The 17,420-nt window shown below is 67.7% G+C and carries 11 protein-coding genes; 4 read left to right on the top strand and 7 right to left on the bottom strand.

The window, feature by feature from the left end; genetic code table 11:
• Nucleotides 1-19: 19 nt before the first annotated feature.
• The 4 genes from FHW12_RS04630 to FHW12_RS04645 all read right to left on the bottom strand — a co-directional run bounded on the left by FHW12_RS04630 (nucleotide 20) and on the right by FHW12_RS04645 (nucleotide 8,012).
• A complete protein-coding gene (locus FHW12_RS04630) occupies nucleotides 20-1,630 on the bottom strand; it encodes an ATP-binding protein (protein ID WP_220484300.1) in 1,611 nt (536 codons plus the stop codon).
• Between the two features lie 62 nt (nucleotides 1,631-1,692).
• A complete protein-coding gene (locus FHW12_RS04635) occupies nucleotides 1,693-2,844 on the bottom strand; it encodes a restriction endonuclease (RefSeq protein WP_182529786.1) in 1,152 nt (383 codons plus the stop codon).
• A gap of 282 nt (nucleotides 2,845-3,126) precedes the next feature.
• Nucleotides 3,127-6,924 carry a methylmalonyl-CoA mutase family protein gene (locus FHW12_RS04640; protein ID WP_182529787.1) on the bottom strand — a complete coding sequence of 1,266 codons (3,798 nt, stop codon included), beginning with the start codon at nucleotides 6,922-6,924 and terminating at the stop codon, nucleotides 3,127-3,129.
• Between the two features lie 206 nt (nucleotides 6,925-7,130).
• Complete coding sequence (locus FHW12_RS04645) at nucleotides 7,131-8,012, bottom strand: Fpg/Nei family DNA glycosylase (protein WP_182529788.1); 882 nt, start codon at nucleotides 8,010-8,012, stop codon at nucleotides 7,131-7,133.
• 337 nt (nucleotides 8,013-8,349) lie between these two features.
• Between FHW12_RS04645 and FHW12_RS04650 the strand changes: the two genes are divergently transcribed.
• Nucleotides 8,350-10,743, top strand: coding sequence for a winged helix-turn-helix domain-containing protein (locus tag FHW12_RS04650; RefSeq protein WP_182529789.1), 2,394 nt, complete (start codon nucleotides 8,350-8,352; stop codon nucleotides 10,741-10,743).
• 315 nt (nucleotides 10,744-11,058) lie between these two features.
• Nucleotides 11,059-12,468: a choice-of-anchor Q domain-containing protein gene (locus tag FHW12_RS04655; RefSeq protein WP_182529790.1), complete on the top strand. Its 1,410-nt coding sequence runs from the start codon at nucleotides 11,059-11,061 to the stop codon at nucleotides 12,466-12,468.
• A 102-nt stretch (nucleotides 12,469-12,570) separates the two neighbouring features.
• Here the strand turns inward: FHW12_RS04655 and FHW12_RS04660 are convergent, their stop codons facing one another.
• The gene (locus tag FHW12_RS04660; protein ID WP_182529791.1) at nucleotides 12,571-13,296 is read right to left on the bottom strand and encodes a DUF4440 domain-containing protein; all 726 of its coding nucleotides are present in this window, start codon (nucleotides 13,294-13,296) and stop codon (nucleotides 12,571-12,573) included.
• Nucleotides 13,297-13,557: 261 nt separating this feature from the next.
• Nucleotides 13,558-14,043, bottom strand: a complete 486-nt coding sequence (locus tag FHW12_RS04665) for an Lrp/AsnC family transcriptional regulator (protein WP_182529792.1) — start codon at nucleotides 14,041-14,043, stop codon at nucleotides 13,558-13,560.
• Nucleotides 14,044-14,137: 94 nt separating this feature from the next.
• Here FHW12_RS04665 and FHW12_RS04670 point away from each other — a divergent pair, with 94 nt between their 5' ends.
• Both FHW12_RS04670 and FHW12_RS04675 read left to right on the top strand, forming a co-directional pair.
• Complete coding sequence (locus FHW12_RS04670; protein WP_182529793.1) at nucleotides 14,138-15,046, top strand: EamA family transporter; 909 nt, start codon at nucleotides 14,138-14,140, stop codon at nucleotides 15,044-15,046.
• A gap of 144 nt (nucleotides 15,047-15,190) precedes the next feature.
• Complete coding sequence (locus FHW12_RS04675) at nucleotides 15,191-15,616, top strand: GFA family protein (RefSeq protein ID WP_182529794.1); 426 nt, start codon at nucleotides 15,191-15,193, stop codon at nucleotides 15,614-15,616.
• A gap of 3 nt (nucleotides 15,617-15,619) precedes the next feature.
• Here the strand turns inward: FHW12_RS04675 and FHW12_RS04680 are convergent, their stop codons facing one another.
• Complete coding sequence (locus FHW12_RS04680) at nucleotides 15,620-17,371, bottom strand: choice-of-anchor Q domain-containing protein (RefSeq protein WP_182529795.1); 1,752 nt, start codon at nucleotides 17,369-17,371, stop codon at nucleotides 15,620-15,622.
• Nucleotides 17,372-17,420 lie beyond the last annotated feature (49 nt).

Consider the following 17,420-nt stretch of genomic DNA (forward strand, 5'->3'; position numbering starts at 1 on the left):
ATACCATCTCAATGCTGGATCAGATACCCAGCAAGCTTCTAATCCTACCTTTAATATTCTCGTACTTTAACCTGAGGTGCGCTTTCCCATTCTTTGTCAGCAGCCCCGTATGCCCAACGACGTTCCGAACGGGTGCGTAGGCAATCGCGTCGTCACACAAAGACTGCTTTCCACCTCGGTCCTTCTTCCCTTCCACGGTTAACGCCAGCTCATCCATTCCAAGATAGCCAAGATCGTCTTCACCCTGACGAATGGAGAAACTGAGATTGGCCTTCCCCTTCTTGTCGGCCTCCCGCTGTCGCCATTTGGCTGCCTCAGATTTGACGCCTTCCTTTAGTTGGATATTTTTTTCCTTTATGAACCTACGCACTAGATTCTCAGAAAGAAAGCAATCGGCATACGACGAGAGGTTGAACTCGGCGTCGTCCCGCAGCTTATCAAGCCAAGCTGCTACCTGATCGGATTCTTCGCTCTCGGAATCGGACTCATAGTCCTCACGCGAGGCCGCGTACAAATCCAGAGCCTTCCTTTCCTTCTTTGATTTCCTGGGATTATCCTCATCGCCCTCTTCGCCACGCTTCAGGCGATACTTATCCCACATATCAAAGATGCGCGGGAACGCCTCACCTTTCAGATATGCAAGCAGTTCTTTGAAATCCACATCGTCATCTACGATGCCTTCGCGGCTGCTGGTGAATGGATCCTTGCCAAGACCATCCATCACGTCGAAATGAACTTGACCGTACAAATAGCTCTCGACAATCCGCTGGGTTGGTATGTGCCTGAGGATGTTCCTTTCGCGCAAACGGCCATTGACGAACAAGTCTACGGTAGCTCGCTCGTCTGTACCTACAATTTTCAAGTTTCTAGGTTTCTGGACTGACGAAATGAAGCCGCGAACATCCAATGCAGCCGTCATCGCAAAAGCCTTATGCCGAAGATTCCCGAATCCAGATACAAATTCGTCTTCGTAGCCATTGATGCACCATACAAATTCCGTAGCGTCCAGCAGATCCTTCAGGTCATTGACAGTAACCTTATCGCCGTTGACGTGAATAGTGAAACTTTCATCTATTAGACTGAAACGAAAGCTCATCGCCAGCATTTTTTTAATGTGCGCAACTGAGTTTCTGATCTGCTCTTTTGCATCCTCGAAAACAATAATTGTACCGTGCTTATGCTTGTTGCTAAGTTCGGCAACAAGGGTCGGATCGAACGGCTCTAGAGGGTACTTTTCCGGAGTGAGATCACTAGTGATAGCCTCATCAAGGCCAGCATTATCAATCACGCCGCCGACGTAGTCCCCTCCGCGCTTCTTTGTAAATATCGATATCCTGCGAGCACAAGAAAGTAGCGCTAGCTTACCGATCCCTTTCGCTCCAATGAATGGTCGGTTTCTTGGGGTCGCGATTCTGCCTTTGGCACGCTTCGAATAGCCAATTTTAAGAAATCTGTTTTGGAAATCGTCCTCATCCATACCGACCCCATCGTCCTTGATGCTGAAGGTTCGGCTTTCCCTATCGATGGAAATCCAAACATTCTTGGCGTCGGCGTCCCATGAGTTGGAGATCGCTTCGCCGAGAACCGTAATGAAATTTCGATACAGATTTCTCCCCAGATGGTTCAGCACGCTGAGAGAAATTGCGAACTTGAATGATTTTTTTCGCACGCCAGTTGCCCTCGCTGCACTGATTACTCGGACTGCTGCCCCTTGAATAACGCCCTCACCTCCGGCGCCACCACATCCACCTGCCGCTTCCGCTGAAATAACGCCCTCTGCCCCTCCGCCAACTGGCAATTGCGCGACAGCGTCGTCGCGCCGTCGGCGTGTTGGGCGGTGATGTCCTGGACGTTGACGACGACGGCAAGTGTGTCGCCGAGGGGTTCGAGCGCGAGGCAGACGTCGTCGATCATCGCCATCGAGCGGTGGTCGGCACCGTCGACCATCACGACGAAGTTGTCGTGGTCGAGCCAGAGCGCGCTGCGTACGCCCGAGACGTTCTTCGCCGCCATGCGCGCGGCTTCGTGGTCGATGGGGCGTCGCGTGTCGGGGATGCCCGCTTCGCGCAGATACGTCGTTGTTGCGCGCTCCATGGGTTCGGAGACCGCGCGCAGGCGGCCGGATCGTTCTGGGGTATGCGTGGGCGTCGCGGGTGCGGTGTTGGGGATTGTTGGGTAAGGCGCCGGCGCGAGCGACCCTTCCCGCGTCCGCGCAGGCGCGCGCGTGGTCGGGCTCGTCGTGACGGATCGCAGCGGAAGGACTACGAAGGCAAGAAACGCAATCAGTGCCACCGCGGCGGCTATAGCGCCGACGGACGCACCTTGGCCCGTGGGCGAACGTGGCGCCGAAGCCCGATCGGTGCCTCGTTGCGTGAAGACGTGCGTCCAATCATCTGTCCCGGCGGAGCCGCCCGATGGTTCTCGAGCCGCTTCCGCTTCGAGCGCAGCGAGGTCGATCCATCGGCGCACCATTTCGCCATCGACGAGTTGCACGCTCGGCTGTCGGCTCGCGGCGACGAGGGCGGCGTGGGTGAATTCACCGCAGGTCACGAGGACGGCGCCGGTCGCGTGCTCGGTGAGCATCACGCCGATCAACTCGTGCACGTCGTTGTGCGGGACCTGTTTCGCGGTCCAACGCTTGCATTGCACGACCACGTACGCGTCGCCGCGACGAAGCTTCAGATCGATGCCGCCGTCGTACTTTCGCCCGGTCGCTTCGGCGCCGACGCGGTCGACGGACCAGCCTTCGGCGCGGTAGTGATCGGCGATGAGCGCTTCGAAGCGCGTGGCATCGACGCGCGACAACGCATCGTTCCAGCGCGTGCGGTTGGGTTTCAGCGGCATGCGACGGCCTGCATCTGCAGGACGCACGACGGTACTGCAGCGGCGGCCATGGGCCGCGGCGCCCCTTCCTTCCCCATCTTCGCCCCCTGTGGCGTCGATAGGTGGAGTAAGCAACAATGGGAGTCTGCGATCAACCCTGCCGGTTGTAGGAAATTTCCTACACGAGGGGATCTGGGTGCTCGGGGAAGAGCGTTGGGGCGGTGAGGCTAGAGTTCCCTCACCCTAGCCCTCTCCCGCGAGCGGGAGAGGGGATCTAGCGGGTTGAGGGATTGGGAGGCCTTGTTACATGTTGCGGCGATATTCGCCGCCGACGTCGTACAGCGCGTGGCTGATCTGGCCCAGGCTGTGCGTTCTCACCGCCTCGATCAGCGCCGCGAACACGTTCTTGCGGTTGCGGGCGGTGTCCTGCAGGTAGGCGAGGCCGTGGCCGTCGTGGACGACGTCGGCTTCCTCGTCGCTGCCGGCGGTGTGGGCGTGCGAGGTCTCGCCGCTCGGCGCGAGCGCGTTGCGGTTCTGCTGGTAGGCGCGCACGTTGGCGATCTGCTGGCCCTTCTCTTCTTCCGTGCTGCGGATCAGTTCGATCTCGGTGACGATGTCGCCCGCGTGTTCCTTCGGCAGGAAGGTGTTGACGCCGACGAGCGGCAGGCTGCCGTCGTGCTTCTTGTGTTCGTAGTAGAGGCTTTCTTCCTGGATCTTGCCGCGCTGGTACATCGTGTCCATCGCGCCGAGAACGCCGCCGCGCTCGCTGATCGCTTCGAATTCCTTGTAGACGGCTTCCTCGACGAGGTCGGTGAGCTTGTCGACGATGAAGCTGCCCTGCCAGGGGTTCTCGCAGAAGTTGAGGCCGAGTTCCTTGTTGATGATCATCTGGATCGCGACCGCGCGGCGCACGCTTTCTTCGGTCGGCGTGGTGATCGCTTCGTCGTAGGCGTTGGTGTGCAGCGAGTTGCAGTTGTCGAACAACGCGTACAACGCCTGCAAGGTGGTGCGGATGTCGTTGAACTGGATCTCCTGCGCGTGCAGGGAACGGCCGCTGGTCTGGATGTGGTACTTCATCATCTGGCTGCGCTCGTTGGCGCCGTAGCGCTCGCGCATCGCGCGCGCCCAGATGCGGCGGGCGACGCGGCCGATGACGGTGTATTCCGGGTCCATGCCGTTGGAGAAGAAGAACGACAGGTTCGGCGCGAAGTCGTCGATCTTCATGCCGCGCGCGAGGTAGTACTCGACGATCGTGAAGCCGTTCGACAGCGTGAACGCGAGCTGCGAGATCGGGTTCGCGCCGGCTTCGGCGATGTGGTAGCCGGAAATCGACACCGAATAGAAGTTGCGCACCTTCTGGTCGACGAAGTACTGCTGGATGTCGCCCATCATGCGCAGCGCGAATTCGGTCGAGAAGATGCAGGTGTTCTGCGCCTGGTCTTCCTTCAGGATGTCCGCCTGCACGGTGCCGCGCACGGTCGATAGCGTGTAGGCCTTGATGCGCGCGTAGGTTTGCGCATCGACGACCTGGTCGCCGGTGACGCCGAGCAGGCCGAGGCCGAGGCCGTTGTTGGTCGGCGGCAGGTCGCCGTGGTAGCGCGGACGATCGCGGCCTTCGAACAACTTGGCGATCACCTTCTCGGCCGCGGCCCAGCGCGCGGGATCTTCCTTGAGGTGCTTCTCGACCTGCTGGTCGATCGCGGTGTTCATGAACATCGCGAGGATGATCGGCGCGGGGCCGTTGATCGTCATCGAGACGGACGTGGTCGGCGCGCAGAGGTCGAAGCCGGAATACAGCTTCTTCATGTCGTCGAGCGTCGGCACGTTGACGCCGGAGTTGCCGATCTTGCCGTAGATGTCCGGGCGCGGCGCGGGGTCTTCGCCGTACAGCGTGACGCTGTCGAACGCGGTCGACAGGCGCGCGGCGGGCAGGCCCTGGCTCAGGTAATGGAAGCGGCGGTTGGTGCGCTCGGGCGTGCCCTCGCCCGCGAACATGCGGATCGGATCCTCGCCGCTGCGGCGGTACGGATACACGCCGCCCGTGTACGGGTAGTAGCCGGGCAGGTTTTCCTTCTGCAAGAACGTGAGCAGCTCGCCCCAGCTCTTGTAGGTGGGCGCGGCGATCTTGGGGATCTTCTGGTGCGAGAGCGATTCGCGGTAGTTCTCGACGCGGATGGTCTTGCCGCGCACTTCGTATTCGGTGATCTCGTCGACGATCGACTTCAGGCGCTGCGGCCATTCGCGCAGCAGCTTCTGCGCGTCGGACGAGAGCGACTGCACCGCGTCGTTGTAGCGCTGGCGCAGGGTGACGAGCGAGCGGTCGACGGTCGGCGCGGACGTGGTCGGCTGGCTCGAAGCCGCGTGCGCGCGCTGTTCCTCTTCCTCGCGGCGCAGCTCCCAGTTGAACTTCTGCTTGCGGCGGTCGCCGTTGCTGGTGCGGCGCTCGCCGCACGCGGGGAAATCGGCCGAGGACGAATCGCGCGGGACGTAGAGATCGTCGGCGTCGTAGAGGTCGAGCGCCTTCGGCAGCTTCGGGTCCTCCAGGTCGCGCAGCGCCTGCCAGTACGACTGCGCACGGTCGGCGACGTCGGACTGCTTCTCGATCGTGCCGTTGATGCCGCGACCCTGCTCGGCGATCTCGGCGAGGTAGCGCACGCGGCTGCCGGGGATGAGGACGGTCGCACGCGGCTCCTTCAGCGAGGTGTCGAAGTGCGGGGTCCAGTCGATGCGGCTGGTGGCGTCGCTCTTGCTTCCTGTGGGAGCGGCGGAAGCCGCGATGCTTTTCTGATCCGGGGAAGAGAGCATCGCGGCTTCCGCCGCTCCCACAGAAGCCGTGCCGAGATGGAGCTTGGTGCGCAGCAGGCGGCACAGGTTCGTGAACATCCAGGTCACGCCCGGATCGTTGAACTGGCTCGCGATGGTCGGGTAGACCGGGATGTCGTCGTCCTTGAGCTGGAACGCGACGCGGTTGCGCTTCCACTGCTTGCGCACGTCGCGTAGCGCGTCTTCGGCGCCGCGCTTGTCGAACTTGTTGAGCACGACGAGTTCGGCGAAGTCGAGCATGTCGATCTTCTCGAGCTGGCTCGCGGCGCCGTAGTCGCTAGTCATCACGTACATCGGGAAGTCGACGAGGTCGACGATCTCCGAATCGCTCTGGCCGATGCCGGCGGTTTCGACGATGACGAGGTCGTAGCCCTGCCCCTTGAGGAACGCGATGCAGTCCTTGAGCATCGCGCTGGTCGCGACGTGCTGGCGACGCGTCGCCATCGAGCGCATGAACACGCGATGGCTGCGCAGCGAGTTCATGCGGATGCGGTCGCCGAGGAGCGCGCCGCCGGAGCGGCGGCGCGTCGGGTCGACCGCGAGCACGGCGATGCGCATCTGCCCGAAGGCCTGCAGGAAGCGCAGCATTAGCTCGTCGACGACCGACGACTTGCCCGCGCCGCCGGTGCCGGTGATGCCGATGACCGGCGTGCGGCCGCCGGCGAGCTGCCATTCCTTGCGCAGGCGGTCGAGCACGAGCTCGTCGTGGCGGCCTTCCTCGATCGCGGTGAGCGCGTGGCCGACCGCGATCTCGTCGTCGATCGACACCTGCGCGGGCGGCACCGCGTCGTTGCCTTCGGCCGCGACGCGCGCGGCCTGTGCGTCGCGCGTGCGCTTGATCACGTCTTCGATCATCGCGACGAGACCCATGTGCATGCCGTCGTTCGGATGGTAGATGCGCTCGACGCCGTAGGCCTGCAGCTCGCGGATTTCCTCCGGCGTGATCGTGCCGCCGCCGCCGCCGAACACGCGGATGTGGCTGGCGCCGCGCTCCTTCAGCATGTCGACCATGTACTTGAAGTACTCGACGTGGCCGCCCTGGTAGCTCGACAGCGCGATCGCGTCGGCGTCCTCCTGCAGCGCGGCGCGCACGACGTCCTCGACCGACCGGTTGTGGCCGAGGTGGACGACCTCCGCACCCTGCGCCTGGATCAGCCGGCGCATGATGTTGATCGCGGCGTCGTGGCCGTCGAACAGGCTGGCTGCGGTGACGAACCGCAGCGGTGCCTGCTCGGCCGAGGCGTCGTGGAGGGGAAGAGTCCGGGCGGTCGTGCTCATCGGCGCGGTCGGTTCGGGGAAAAGAGGATGCGATTGTAACGCCGCCGGTGGTGCGGGCGCCCGGGGCGGGCCGTGCGGGGGCGTGCGGAGGCATGCGCGCGGGGCTGGGAAAAGGGGACGGAGTCATTTTTTCGATCCGTCCAATTCACGCGCCAACGCTAGGAAAAATGACTCCGTCCCCTTTTCCCGGTGCGCCAGGGCGCACCCTACGCGAGGTCATCGATGTGTTTCGGCCAGCTGTCCTTGAGCAAGCGGCTGAACGCGCGGTCGGCGAGCAGGCGGCCGCCGGTCTGGCAGCGCGCGCAGTAGTTCGCCTCGTTGTCGGCGTAGACGATGCGCTGCACGGGCGAGCCGCAGGTCGGGCACGGCTGGCCGTAGCGGCCGTGCACGGCCATCTCGGGATGGAACGCGGTGACCTTCTCCGGCCACGCGCCGGCCTCCGTGCGCAGGCGCGTGGTCCACTCGTCGAGCACGGTGCGCGTGGCGAGGTGCAGGCGCTCGATCGTCGCGTCGTCGAGCGACTGCGTGAGCGCGAACGGCGACAGCTGCGCGCGATGCAGGATCTCGTCGCTGTAGGCGTTGCCGATGCCGCTGAACGCGCGCGGGTCGGTGAGCGCGCGCTTGAGCGTGTGGTTCTCGCGCACGAGGCGTTCGCGGAATGCGGCGAGGTCGGCGACGAACACGTCGATGCCGCCGGGGTCGAGCGCGGCGAGTGCGGCGGCGCCCTCGACGACGTGGATCGACGCGCGCCGCTTCGTGCCTGCTTCGGTGAGCACGAGCTGGCCGTGGTCGAACACGAACGCGGCGAGCGCGATGCGCCCCGGCGTCTTCGCCTGTGCCGCGAGCCAGCGCAGGCGCCCCGCGATCATGAGGTGGATGACGAGGAACAGGCCGCCGTCGAACTCGAGCACGACGCGCTTGCCGAGGTTGCGCGCGTCGACGACGGTGCGCCCTTCGAGCGCCGTGACCGGCGGCACCGCGGTGCGCAACACAAATGCGTTGAGCATGCGTACGCTGCGCAGCACCTCGCCCTGCAACACGTCGCGTACGCGTTCGACGTAGACGGTGATGTCGGGCAGCTCGGGCAAGGCGCGGGCTCTTCGCACGGCGACGGCGCGCCGGTGCAGGCATGGTAGTCGCGATGCGCGGGGATTGCAGGTGGGGCCGCGAAGCCCCACCGCCTGCCTCGGTGGGAGCGGCGGAAGCCGCGATGCTTTTCCCGCCTGGAGCGCCAGACACCGTGGAAGAGCATTGCGACTTCCGTCGCTCCCACAACAGCACGCGGCATTCCTCGTAGGAGCGCACCTTGTGCGCGACCGCACCTCCCGGCGACTCGAGAATCCGCGGTCGCCCACGGGGTGGGCTCCTACCTTTGGTGACCAGCGGCTAGGATTCCGACCTTTGCACCCCGGCAGTCCGCGCCCCGTGCCAGCCCCCACACCCCGCGCTTACCGCTTCGGCGAGTACCGCATCGACCCGGCCGCACGCGAGCTGCGGCGCGGCGGGCGGCTGCTGTCGTTGCCGCGGCGCGTGTTCGACGGCCTCGCCTACCTGGTCGAGCACCGCGAGCGCGCGGTCGGCCACGACGAACTGATCTCCGCGCTGTGGGGCCGCGTCGACGTCGCCAACGCGCAGCTGAGCCAGCTGATCATGCAGGTGCGCCGCGCGGTCGGCGACGACAGCCAGCTGCAGCACAGCGTGCGCACGATCGCAGGGTTCGGCTATCGCTGGGTGATGCCGACGGACGTGATCGACGGCGAACCGAAACGGGGCCAGGGGCATTTTTCCGAACCGCCCGCTTCGACTGCGGAGGTCCGGAAAAATGACTCCGCCCCCGTTTCCTCCGCCGCGCCGTCCCGCCGAACCCGGCCTGCATACGCGCGCACCGGTGCGCTCGCGCTGGCCCTGCTGGTCCTCGCCGCGCTGCTCGCCGCCGGCTGGCGATGGTTCGGCCCGCGTCCGTTGCAGACCGCGACGGGCGAAGCCCTCGTCGTGTTGCCGTTCGACATCGACGCGGCCGAGGACGTCGACTCGACCTGGGCGCGCCTCGGCCTCATGGACATGGTCGCCGCGCGCCTGCGCCGTGCCGGCCTGCCGGTGCCGCCGAGCGACGGCGTCGTCGCTGCCGTGCATGCGACCGCCGGACTGCCCGCGGCGGAACGCGAAGCCGCGTTGCGCCGCACGCTCGGCGCCAACCTGCTCGTGCGCGGCGTCGCCACCCACGCGAAGGACGGCTGGACCGTCGAACTCACGGCCGATGCGACCGACGACGCGCGCCGCCGGGTCGAATCCGGGCGGCACGAACTGGTCGACTCGGCGCGGCGTGCGTCCGACCTGCTGCTCGCGTCGCTCGGTCGCCCGTCGAGCGACGACGCCGACGCCGACGCGCCGCTCGAGGAACGCCTGCAACGCGCGCGTGCGGCCCTGCTCGCGAACCAGCTCGACGCCGCGCGCACGACGATCGAAAGCGCGCCCGCAGCGATGCGCGAGACGCCGGAACTGCGCTACGAACTCGTGCGCGTCGAGTTCCACGCGGGGCAGCTCGATCGCGCCGAGGCGATCAACGATCGCGTGCTCGCCGACCCGGCCGTCGCGGCGATGCCGCGCCTGCGCGCGCGGGCGCTGCGCATGCGCGGGTGGATCGCGATCGGCAAGGATCGCGGCTGGGCCGCGGCGCTGCCGTCGTTCGACGCCTCGGTGCAGCTGCTGCAGGACCAGCATGCACCGGGCGACCTCGGCATGGCATTGGCCGAACGCGGCGCGGCTCGCGTGATGCTGCACCAGCTCGACGAGGCCGCGCTCGACCTCGGCCAGGCGCGCGCGCAACTGCAGATCGCCGGCGATCGCAAGACGCTCGGCGAGATGAACAACTACCTCGGCCACCTCGAACGCGCGCGCCTGCGCATCGACGCGGCGCTGCCCTACTTTCGCGCCGCGACCGACATCAACGACGCATTCGGTTCGATCGACGCGCTGCGCTACAACCTGAGCGCGGTGCTGCAATCGCAGATGCGCCTGCTGCAATGGCCCGACGCGCTCGCCACCGGCGAGCGGCTGTGGGCGCTGCGCGAGCGGCTCGAGAACCCCGGCCTGCGCGCGGCGAGCGAGGGTTACTACGCACTCGCCTTGATCGGCAACGGCCGCCTCGGCGACGCCGAACGCGTGCTCGCGCCCTACCCGACCGACATGCAGCCCGCGTTCGCGCCGGAATACCTGCGCTACACGATGCTCGCGCGCGCCGAACTCGCGGCGCTGCGCGGAAACGCGCGCGACGCGCGCGCAGCGGCGGCGCGCGCGCTCGACGTGTGGCCGCCGGAAGCCGACGCCGACGGCGAGGAACGCGCACGCGCGGCGCTGCTGCGGCAACGCGCCTCCATCGCGCTCGGCCAGCCGGTCGAGGCGCGCATCGGCTCGCTCGCGCCGCGCGGCGATCCCGGCGTGGCCGTGCCCGACCTCGTCGCTCGCGCCGAATGGGCTGCCGCCGGCCACCACGACGCGGAAGCCGACGACCTGTTCCGCCAGGCCGTCGAGACCGCGGACGCGCAAGGCGTGCCGGACATGATCGTGCTCGCGACGAACGCCTGCGTACCGTGGCTGCTCGCGCACGCACGCGCGGCCGATGCGCAGGCGCGCAGCGGGCGCATCGGCGTCTGGGCCGACCGCGATTTCGACAGCGCGCTGCTGCAGGCCGCGGTGTTCCATGCCGGCGGCGAAGCGGGGGCCTGGACGCGGGCGCTGGAGCAGGCGCGCAAGCTCGCGGGGGAGCGCGCCATACCGCCGGGGTTGCAGGACCCGCCGGAGCCGGCAGCCGGGCGCTGACGGAGCGGCCTCTCTCCTTATCTTGTGGGAGCGGCGGAAGCCGCGATGCTTTCAGGTTCTTGGAGAAGAGCATCGCGGCTTCCGCCGCTCCCACAGATCGCTCCCACAGATGGCTCCCACAAACTCGGCTCCCAGGGACTCGACTCAGCCACGAAATCCTTTCGAATCCGTGCATTTGAATCGGTTTGCAGACGGTTTCGAATGCAGGCCGAACGACGGCCGCATGCTCCGGTACTAGGTTCGGCCTCTGCGGTGCCGGCGGCGCCGCTCCGGCGCGCCGGCGGATCTCCCGGCCCTCTCCGAACGGATGTCTCCATGCCCACGCCTCCCCGTCCACGCCGCGCCTTGCCGCTTGCCCTCGCCGCCATCCTCGCCTCGCCGGTCGCCGGCGCCGCGACGATCACCGTGACTACCCTCGCCGACGGTTCGGTGCCGGGCGAATGCACCTTGCGCGACGCGACGATCGCCGCGAACACGAACGTGGCCGTCGCGGGGTGCGCTTCCGGCGAGGCTGGCCACGACGACATCGTGTTCGCCCCGGGCGTCACCGGCACGATCGCGTTGACCGGCGGCCAGCTCACGATCGGCGACCTGGTCACGATCAGCGGCCCCGGCGCCGCCGCGCTGACGATCGACGCGCAAGGCCAGTCGCGCGTCTTCGACATCGGCGGCGACCAGACGACCTCGTACGAAACGACGCTGTCCGGGCTCACGCTGACCGGCGGGCGCACCAATGGCGACGGCGAGAACGGCGGCGGCGTGCGCAGCATGTCCGCGTTCCATCTGATCGACTCGGTCGTGACCGGCAACTCCACCGTCGGACCCAACAGCGTCGGCGGCGGCCTCGCCACGGCGACGACGACCGAGATCACGCGCAGCCGAATCATCGGCAACTGGACCAAGGGTTACGGCAGCCTCGCCGGCGGCGCGATCGTGATCTTCGGCTCCGCCGCGGTGACCGACAGCACGATCGCCGGCAACTGGACCGAAGGCGACACCGCCGGCGGTGGCGGCATCATCGTGTTTTGGGGCTGGTTCGACGGCACCTTCGTCAACAGCACGATTTCGGGCAACGAAACGCGCGGCAACAGCAGCCAGGCCGGCGGCCTGGCCGCGGGCGGCAACGTGTTCCTGACCAACAGCACCGTGTCCGGCAACCGCACGCTCGGCGACAACGGCTCGGGCGGCTTCATCGACGGCGCCGCGATGAGCGTGACCGGCAACATCACGCTGACCAACAGCACGGTCGTCGACAACAGTTCGCAATCGGTCGGCGGCGTATCGATCGCGATCGGCGCCAATCCCGGCACCGGCCTCATCATCGCGAACAACAGCGTGATCGCCACGACCACGGCCGACACGACGGCGCTGTGCAGCAAACCGATGGACAGCGCGTCGAGCTCGCACGATTTCGCGACCGACGCGAGCTGCGGCGGCGACGCGCTCATCGGCGGCACGCCCGTCACCGCGACCGCGCTCGCGCTCGCGCCGCTCGCCGACAACGGCGGACCGACCTGGACGCATGCGCTGCTCGCGGGCAGCGCGGCGATCGACGCCGGCGACGATGCGGTCTGCGCCTCGGCGACCGTGGGCGACCTCGACCAGCGCGGCCGCGTGCGCCCGCAGGACGGCGATGCGAACGGGACCGCGACCTGCGACGTCGGCGCCTACGAGGCGGACGACGCGGATCGCATCTTCGACGACGGCTTCGATCCCGCGTCCTGAGCGGGAACCCCGGGACAGGGGTCGGAGTCCTTCACATGGACCGTCATCCCCCGCGCGCCAGGGAATGACTCCGACCCCGGTTTTTTCCGCAGCCGGCGTCGCTCAGCCGGCGCGCTTCAGCACGAGGTCGTGGCCTTCGCGGCGACTCACGAACCCGGTCACGCGGCCGGCGGCGTCGCGCTGGAAGATGCGGCGCGTGCGCGGCTGCCCCGGCGTGAACAGCACGTCGCGCAGCTCGGCCTTGAGCGCGACCGGCTTGCCGCCGTCGGGCGTGCCGGTGAGTTCGTCGCCGTGGCGTTCGATGCGATAGACGAAATCGCCGGCCTGGTAGCGACCGACGTATTCGTCGAGCGTCTTCGCGGGCAGCGCGACCGCGGGCGGATCGTCCTGCGCGGCCATCGTCTGGCTCGAGATCATCTTCCAGCCGTCCGCTTCCTTGAGCCAGACCTCGGTCGAGAGGTATTTCGCGTGCAGGGTCTGGCCGTGGAACTGCACGGTCGACACGTCGGTGAACGACGTGACCGCGACGTTGCCGTGCAGCTCGACGCTGAGGCCTTCCTGCACGAGCGTGTTCGACATGCCCTTCGCCGGCGGCTGCGCGCCGTCGACGATGTCGTGCTTGGTCGCGGTCTCGCCGCTTTCGTTCATGAACACGACGTGGTCGTCGAGCAGGCGGCCGAGCACGGCCGCGTCGCCGCTCGCGGACGCATCGGAGAATTCCTGCGACTGGCGCTTGATGACGGCGAGGTCGTCCTCGGCCGCGGCGGCGGCGGCGGCGGACGAGAGCAAGGCGAGCGACAGCGGTACGAGCACGAAGCGCGGCGGCATGAGGAATTCCTCGACGGGGGAACACGCAGCATCGGCGCTCGTGCGTCGATTCGTCCATGTGCCGCAGGTCACGGCGCCGCGGTCGCGCGGCGCCCGTTCGCGCTGTCGCTCATGCGCGAACGGCATCCGTGGGAGCGGCGCAAGCCGCGATGCCATTCGCAATTCCGGAAGAGCATCGCGACTTCCGTCGCTCCCACATAAGCGCGCATCGGTCGCTCGCGGGCGATCGGCCGCCGTGGGAGCGTCACATCGCGAACACGCTCAGCCCGGCAACGGCGGCGCGCGCGGCGGCACCGGGGTCGACTGCACGATCGAGCTCGTCGTGTTGCCGTAGGCGAGGAGCTCGTCGAGCACGGCTTCGAGCAGTTCGACGCGACCGACCAGCACCTTCATGATGAAGCAGTCCTCGCCGGTCACGCGATGGCACTCGACGATCTCGGGGATCGTCTTCACGAGCTGCGAGATCGCCTGCAGCTGTCCCGGCATCGGTCGCACGCGCACGAACGCGCTGATGCCGAGGCCGAGTGCCGCGGGCTCGAGTTCGAGCCGCGTACCACGGATGACGCCGCCTTCGTGCAGGCGCTGCACGCGCTCGCTGACCGCCGGTGCGGACATGCCGACGCGACGCGCGAGCTCGCTCGTCGGCAGGCGCGGATCGTCGAGCAACTCGCGCAGGATCGCGAGATTGGTCGCGTCGAGCAGCTCGCTCGGGCGATCGAAGGAATTCCTGGTCGTTTTCTTTCGCATACGTGGAAATCCGCGCATCAAGCCTTCGATCCTGCATTCACGCAGGCGCCCGTGGCTTCGACAATGTACACCCGTTCCCTGCCCGGAGGCGGCCATGTCCGGTTCGATCCGATCCACGCGTTCCGCGCGCGTTCCCGCCGAGCTGTATTTCCTCGTCAGCGCGGTATTCCACTACCTCGGCCCCGCGTTCGCGGTGCTGCTGTTCAGCGCGCTCGCGCCGCTCGGCGTCGCGTGGCTGCGCATCGTCGTCGCCGCGCTCGCGTTCGCGCTGTGGCGCCGCCCGTGGCGCACGTTCGCCGCGGCGACCCCGGCGCAACGGCCCCTGCTCGTCGCGATGGGTGTCGTGCTCGCGCTCATGAACTCGGTGTTCTACCTCGCGATCGCGCGCCTGCCGCTGGCGACGGTCGGCGCGATCGAGTTCCTCGCGCCGATCACGCTCGCGTTCGTCGCGCTGCGCGACGCGCGCAACGTCGCCGCGCTCGGCCTCGCCGCCGCCGGCGTGTCGCTGCTCACGCGCATCCACTTCGGCGGCGAACCGCTCGCCTACCTGTTCGCGTTCGCCAACTGCGCGCTGTTCGCAGGCTACCTCGTGCTCGGCCACGCGATCGCGCGCGACGGCGGCGCGTCCGGCATCGACCGCCTCGGCGCTGCGATGCTCGTCGCCGCCGTCGTCGCGCTGCCGTTCGGCCTGCACGACGCGCTGCCCGCGTTCGCCGAACCGCGCCTGCTGCTCGCGGCGATCGGCGTCGGCGTGTGTTCGTCGGTGATTCCCTACGTGTGCGACCAGCTCGCGATGGCGCGCCTGCCGCGCGCGACATTCGCGCTGATGCTCGCGCTGCTGCCCGCGTCCGCCGCTTTGATCGGCGCGCTCGTGCTGCAGCAGCGGCCGACGCCGCTCGAATGGGCCGGCATCGCGCTCGTGATCGCGGGCGTGCGCCTGCATCGCAGGGACGGGCCGCACTCCGCTCCCGTGGAAGGCACCGGATCCAAGTCGGAAGCCTGAAACACGGAGCACACGGAGGAAGAGCTTTTCCTGCTCATGGGTTCCACCCTCCTCTTGCTTTCCCCGTGTGCTCGGTGTGCTCCGTGTTTCAATCTTCGATCTTCAGTCGCGCACCGCGCGCGGCTCGATCCGGGAGGAGACGACATGACGAACCCATCGCACGAAGGCGGCTGCCTTTGCGGCGCGATCCGCTACCGCGCCGAAGCGGACGCGGTCGCGCGCACGCATTGCCACTGCCGCAGCTGCCGCCTCGCCGCCGGGGCACCGTCGCTCGCGTGGGCGGTGTTTCCCAGCGCTGCGTTCCGCTTCACGCGGGGCGAGCCGACGCGCTACGCGTCGTCGCCCGGCGTGACGCGCACGTTCTGCGGGCGCTGCGGCAGCACGCTCACCTGGCAGGACGACGGCGAGGCGCGCACGATCGACATCGCAAGCGCGACGCTCGACGCCGCCGACGCGTTCGCGCCGACGCGCGAGATCTGGGTCGCGGAGAAGCTCGCCTGGGACGCGCTCGACCCCGCGTTGCCGCACTATCCCGGCAGCAGCCGCGACACGCAGGCGCTCAATCGCTGAGGCTCACGGGATCGGCGCATTCCATTCGAACGCGCCGCTGTCGCAGACGGTCGCGGCGCGCACGGCACCGCGCGCGTCGGTGGCCGGGCAGTCGCCGTCGGCCGCGTCGATCAGCACGCTCGCCGGCGACACGATCCCCGCCAGCGCGAACAGGCCGCCGTAGTAGCCGTAGGCGAGAGCGAGCGTAGCCGGATCCACGCCGGCACGGTCGCCGCTGCCGGTGCAGGTGTACGCGGACGTGTCGACGTTCGCGCCGAGCGTGGCCAGCGCCGACGGCGTGCCGTAGGCGCAGCCGCCGGTGTAGACCGACGCACGCGTGGTGGCGCCGTTCTCGCTGCGGGCGAAGCCGCCACGACCGTCCGCGACGCGCTCGTTCTCGACGTAGACGTCGGCGGCGCCGTCGAAACTCGTCGAATGGTTCGCGAGGAAGCTCGCGTAGTGCACGTCGAGGCGGGCGTAGCCGTGCACGCCCGCACCGTTGCCGATCGCGATGCCGGCGCCGTGGTTCGCGCCGTTCGCATGCACGCTCGCGTTCACGAGCGACACGCCGGCGACGTCGCAGGCACCCAGGGCGTGAAGGTCTCCCGATGCATAGTAGATCGCGCCGCCGAGGTAGGTCGCGTGGTTGTCGTCGAACGCGGTGCGATCCACGTACACGGCCCCTTGCCCGCCCCAGATCGCACCGCCGTCGACGGCGGCGGTGTTGCCGAGCAGCAGGCTGTCGAATACCGCGGTGGTCGGGCAGAACGGCGTCGGCAGCGACCGGCGCATGTTCAACGCGCCGCCGCGGATCGCTCGGTTGGCCTCGAGGCGCACGCGGGCGAGCACGAGCGCGCCTTCACCGAGGAACGCGCCGCCGTTGCCGCCGACCTCCGCCGGCAACGACTCGTTCGAGACGAAGCGCGCGAATGCACCAGGCGCGTCGACGTCGTCCTCGTCGAGCGAGACGTCGAGGCCCTTGCCGCTCTCGACGAAGACCGCGCCGCCGCCGTACGTGGCGCGGTTGGCGTCGACGAGGCTGCCCGCATCCATCACGACGATCGCGCCGTGCGCGATCTCGCCGTGCGCATCGGCGACGCCGGCGCGCGCGTCGAGCGCGCCACCCCAGTCGGCCTCGTTCGCGTGCAGGCGCGCGTGGTTGCGAAGCGCCAGGCGCGGGTCGGAGCCGTCCATCGCGATGCCGCCGCCGATCGCCGCGCGATTGCGTTCGATCGACGTGCCGTCGAGCGCGAGGTGGCCGCCCCTCACGTGCACGGCACCGCCGATGTAGCCGGCGCTGCAGTTGGCGAGCACGTCGTCGGTCAGGGTCACGTCGGCGTTCTCGGCGTAAAGGCCGCCGCCGCCGTGCGCCGCCTGCGCTTCCGGCACCTCGCCGTCGAGCAGCGCGACGCCGACGATGTCGAGGCGCGTCGACCACGCATCGAACACGCGATAGCGCGCGTGCTGGCGGATCGTCGTGCTGCGCGCGCCGAGGCCTTGCACGGCGAGGTCGTCCTGCACATGCAACGCGCCGCCGGGGATCAGGTGGAACGGCGCCAGCGCAAGGTCGTATTCGCCCTTCGACAATCGGATCACGTCGGGACCGGGATTCGCGTTCGCGGCGATGACCGCGCTGCGCAGCGAACAGTCGCGTGGCGTGCACGCGATCACCGCGGGATCATCGTGGCGCGTGACGACGTACGTCGCGGCGCGCGCGACGGGCATCGCGGTGACGGCCGCCAAGGCGACGAGGCTCGACGAACGGCGAATCGACATGAACGTTCCTCCGGGCCGGATGGCCGATCCCGGAGGTGAATGCGCGGCT

Origin of the sequence: Dokdonella fugitiva, assembly GCF_014138265.1 — a bacterium.
Taxonomy (GTDB): Bacteria; Pseudomonadota; Gammaproteobacteria; order Xanthomonadales; family Rhodanobacteraceae; genus Dokdonella_A; species Dokdonella_A fugitiva_A.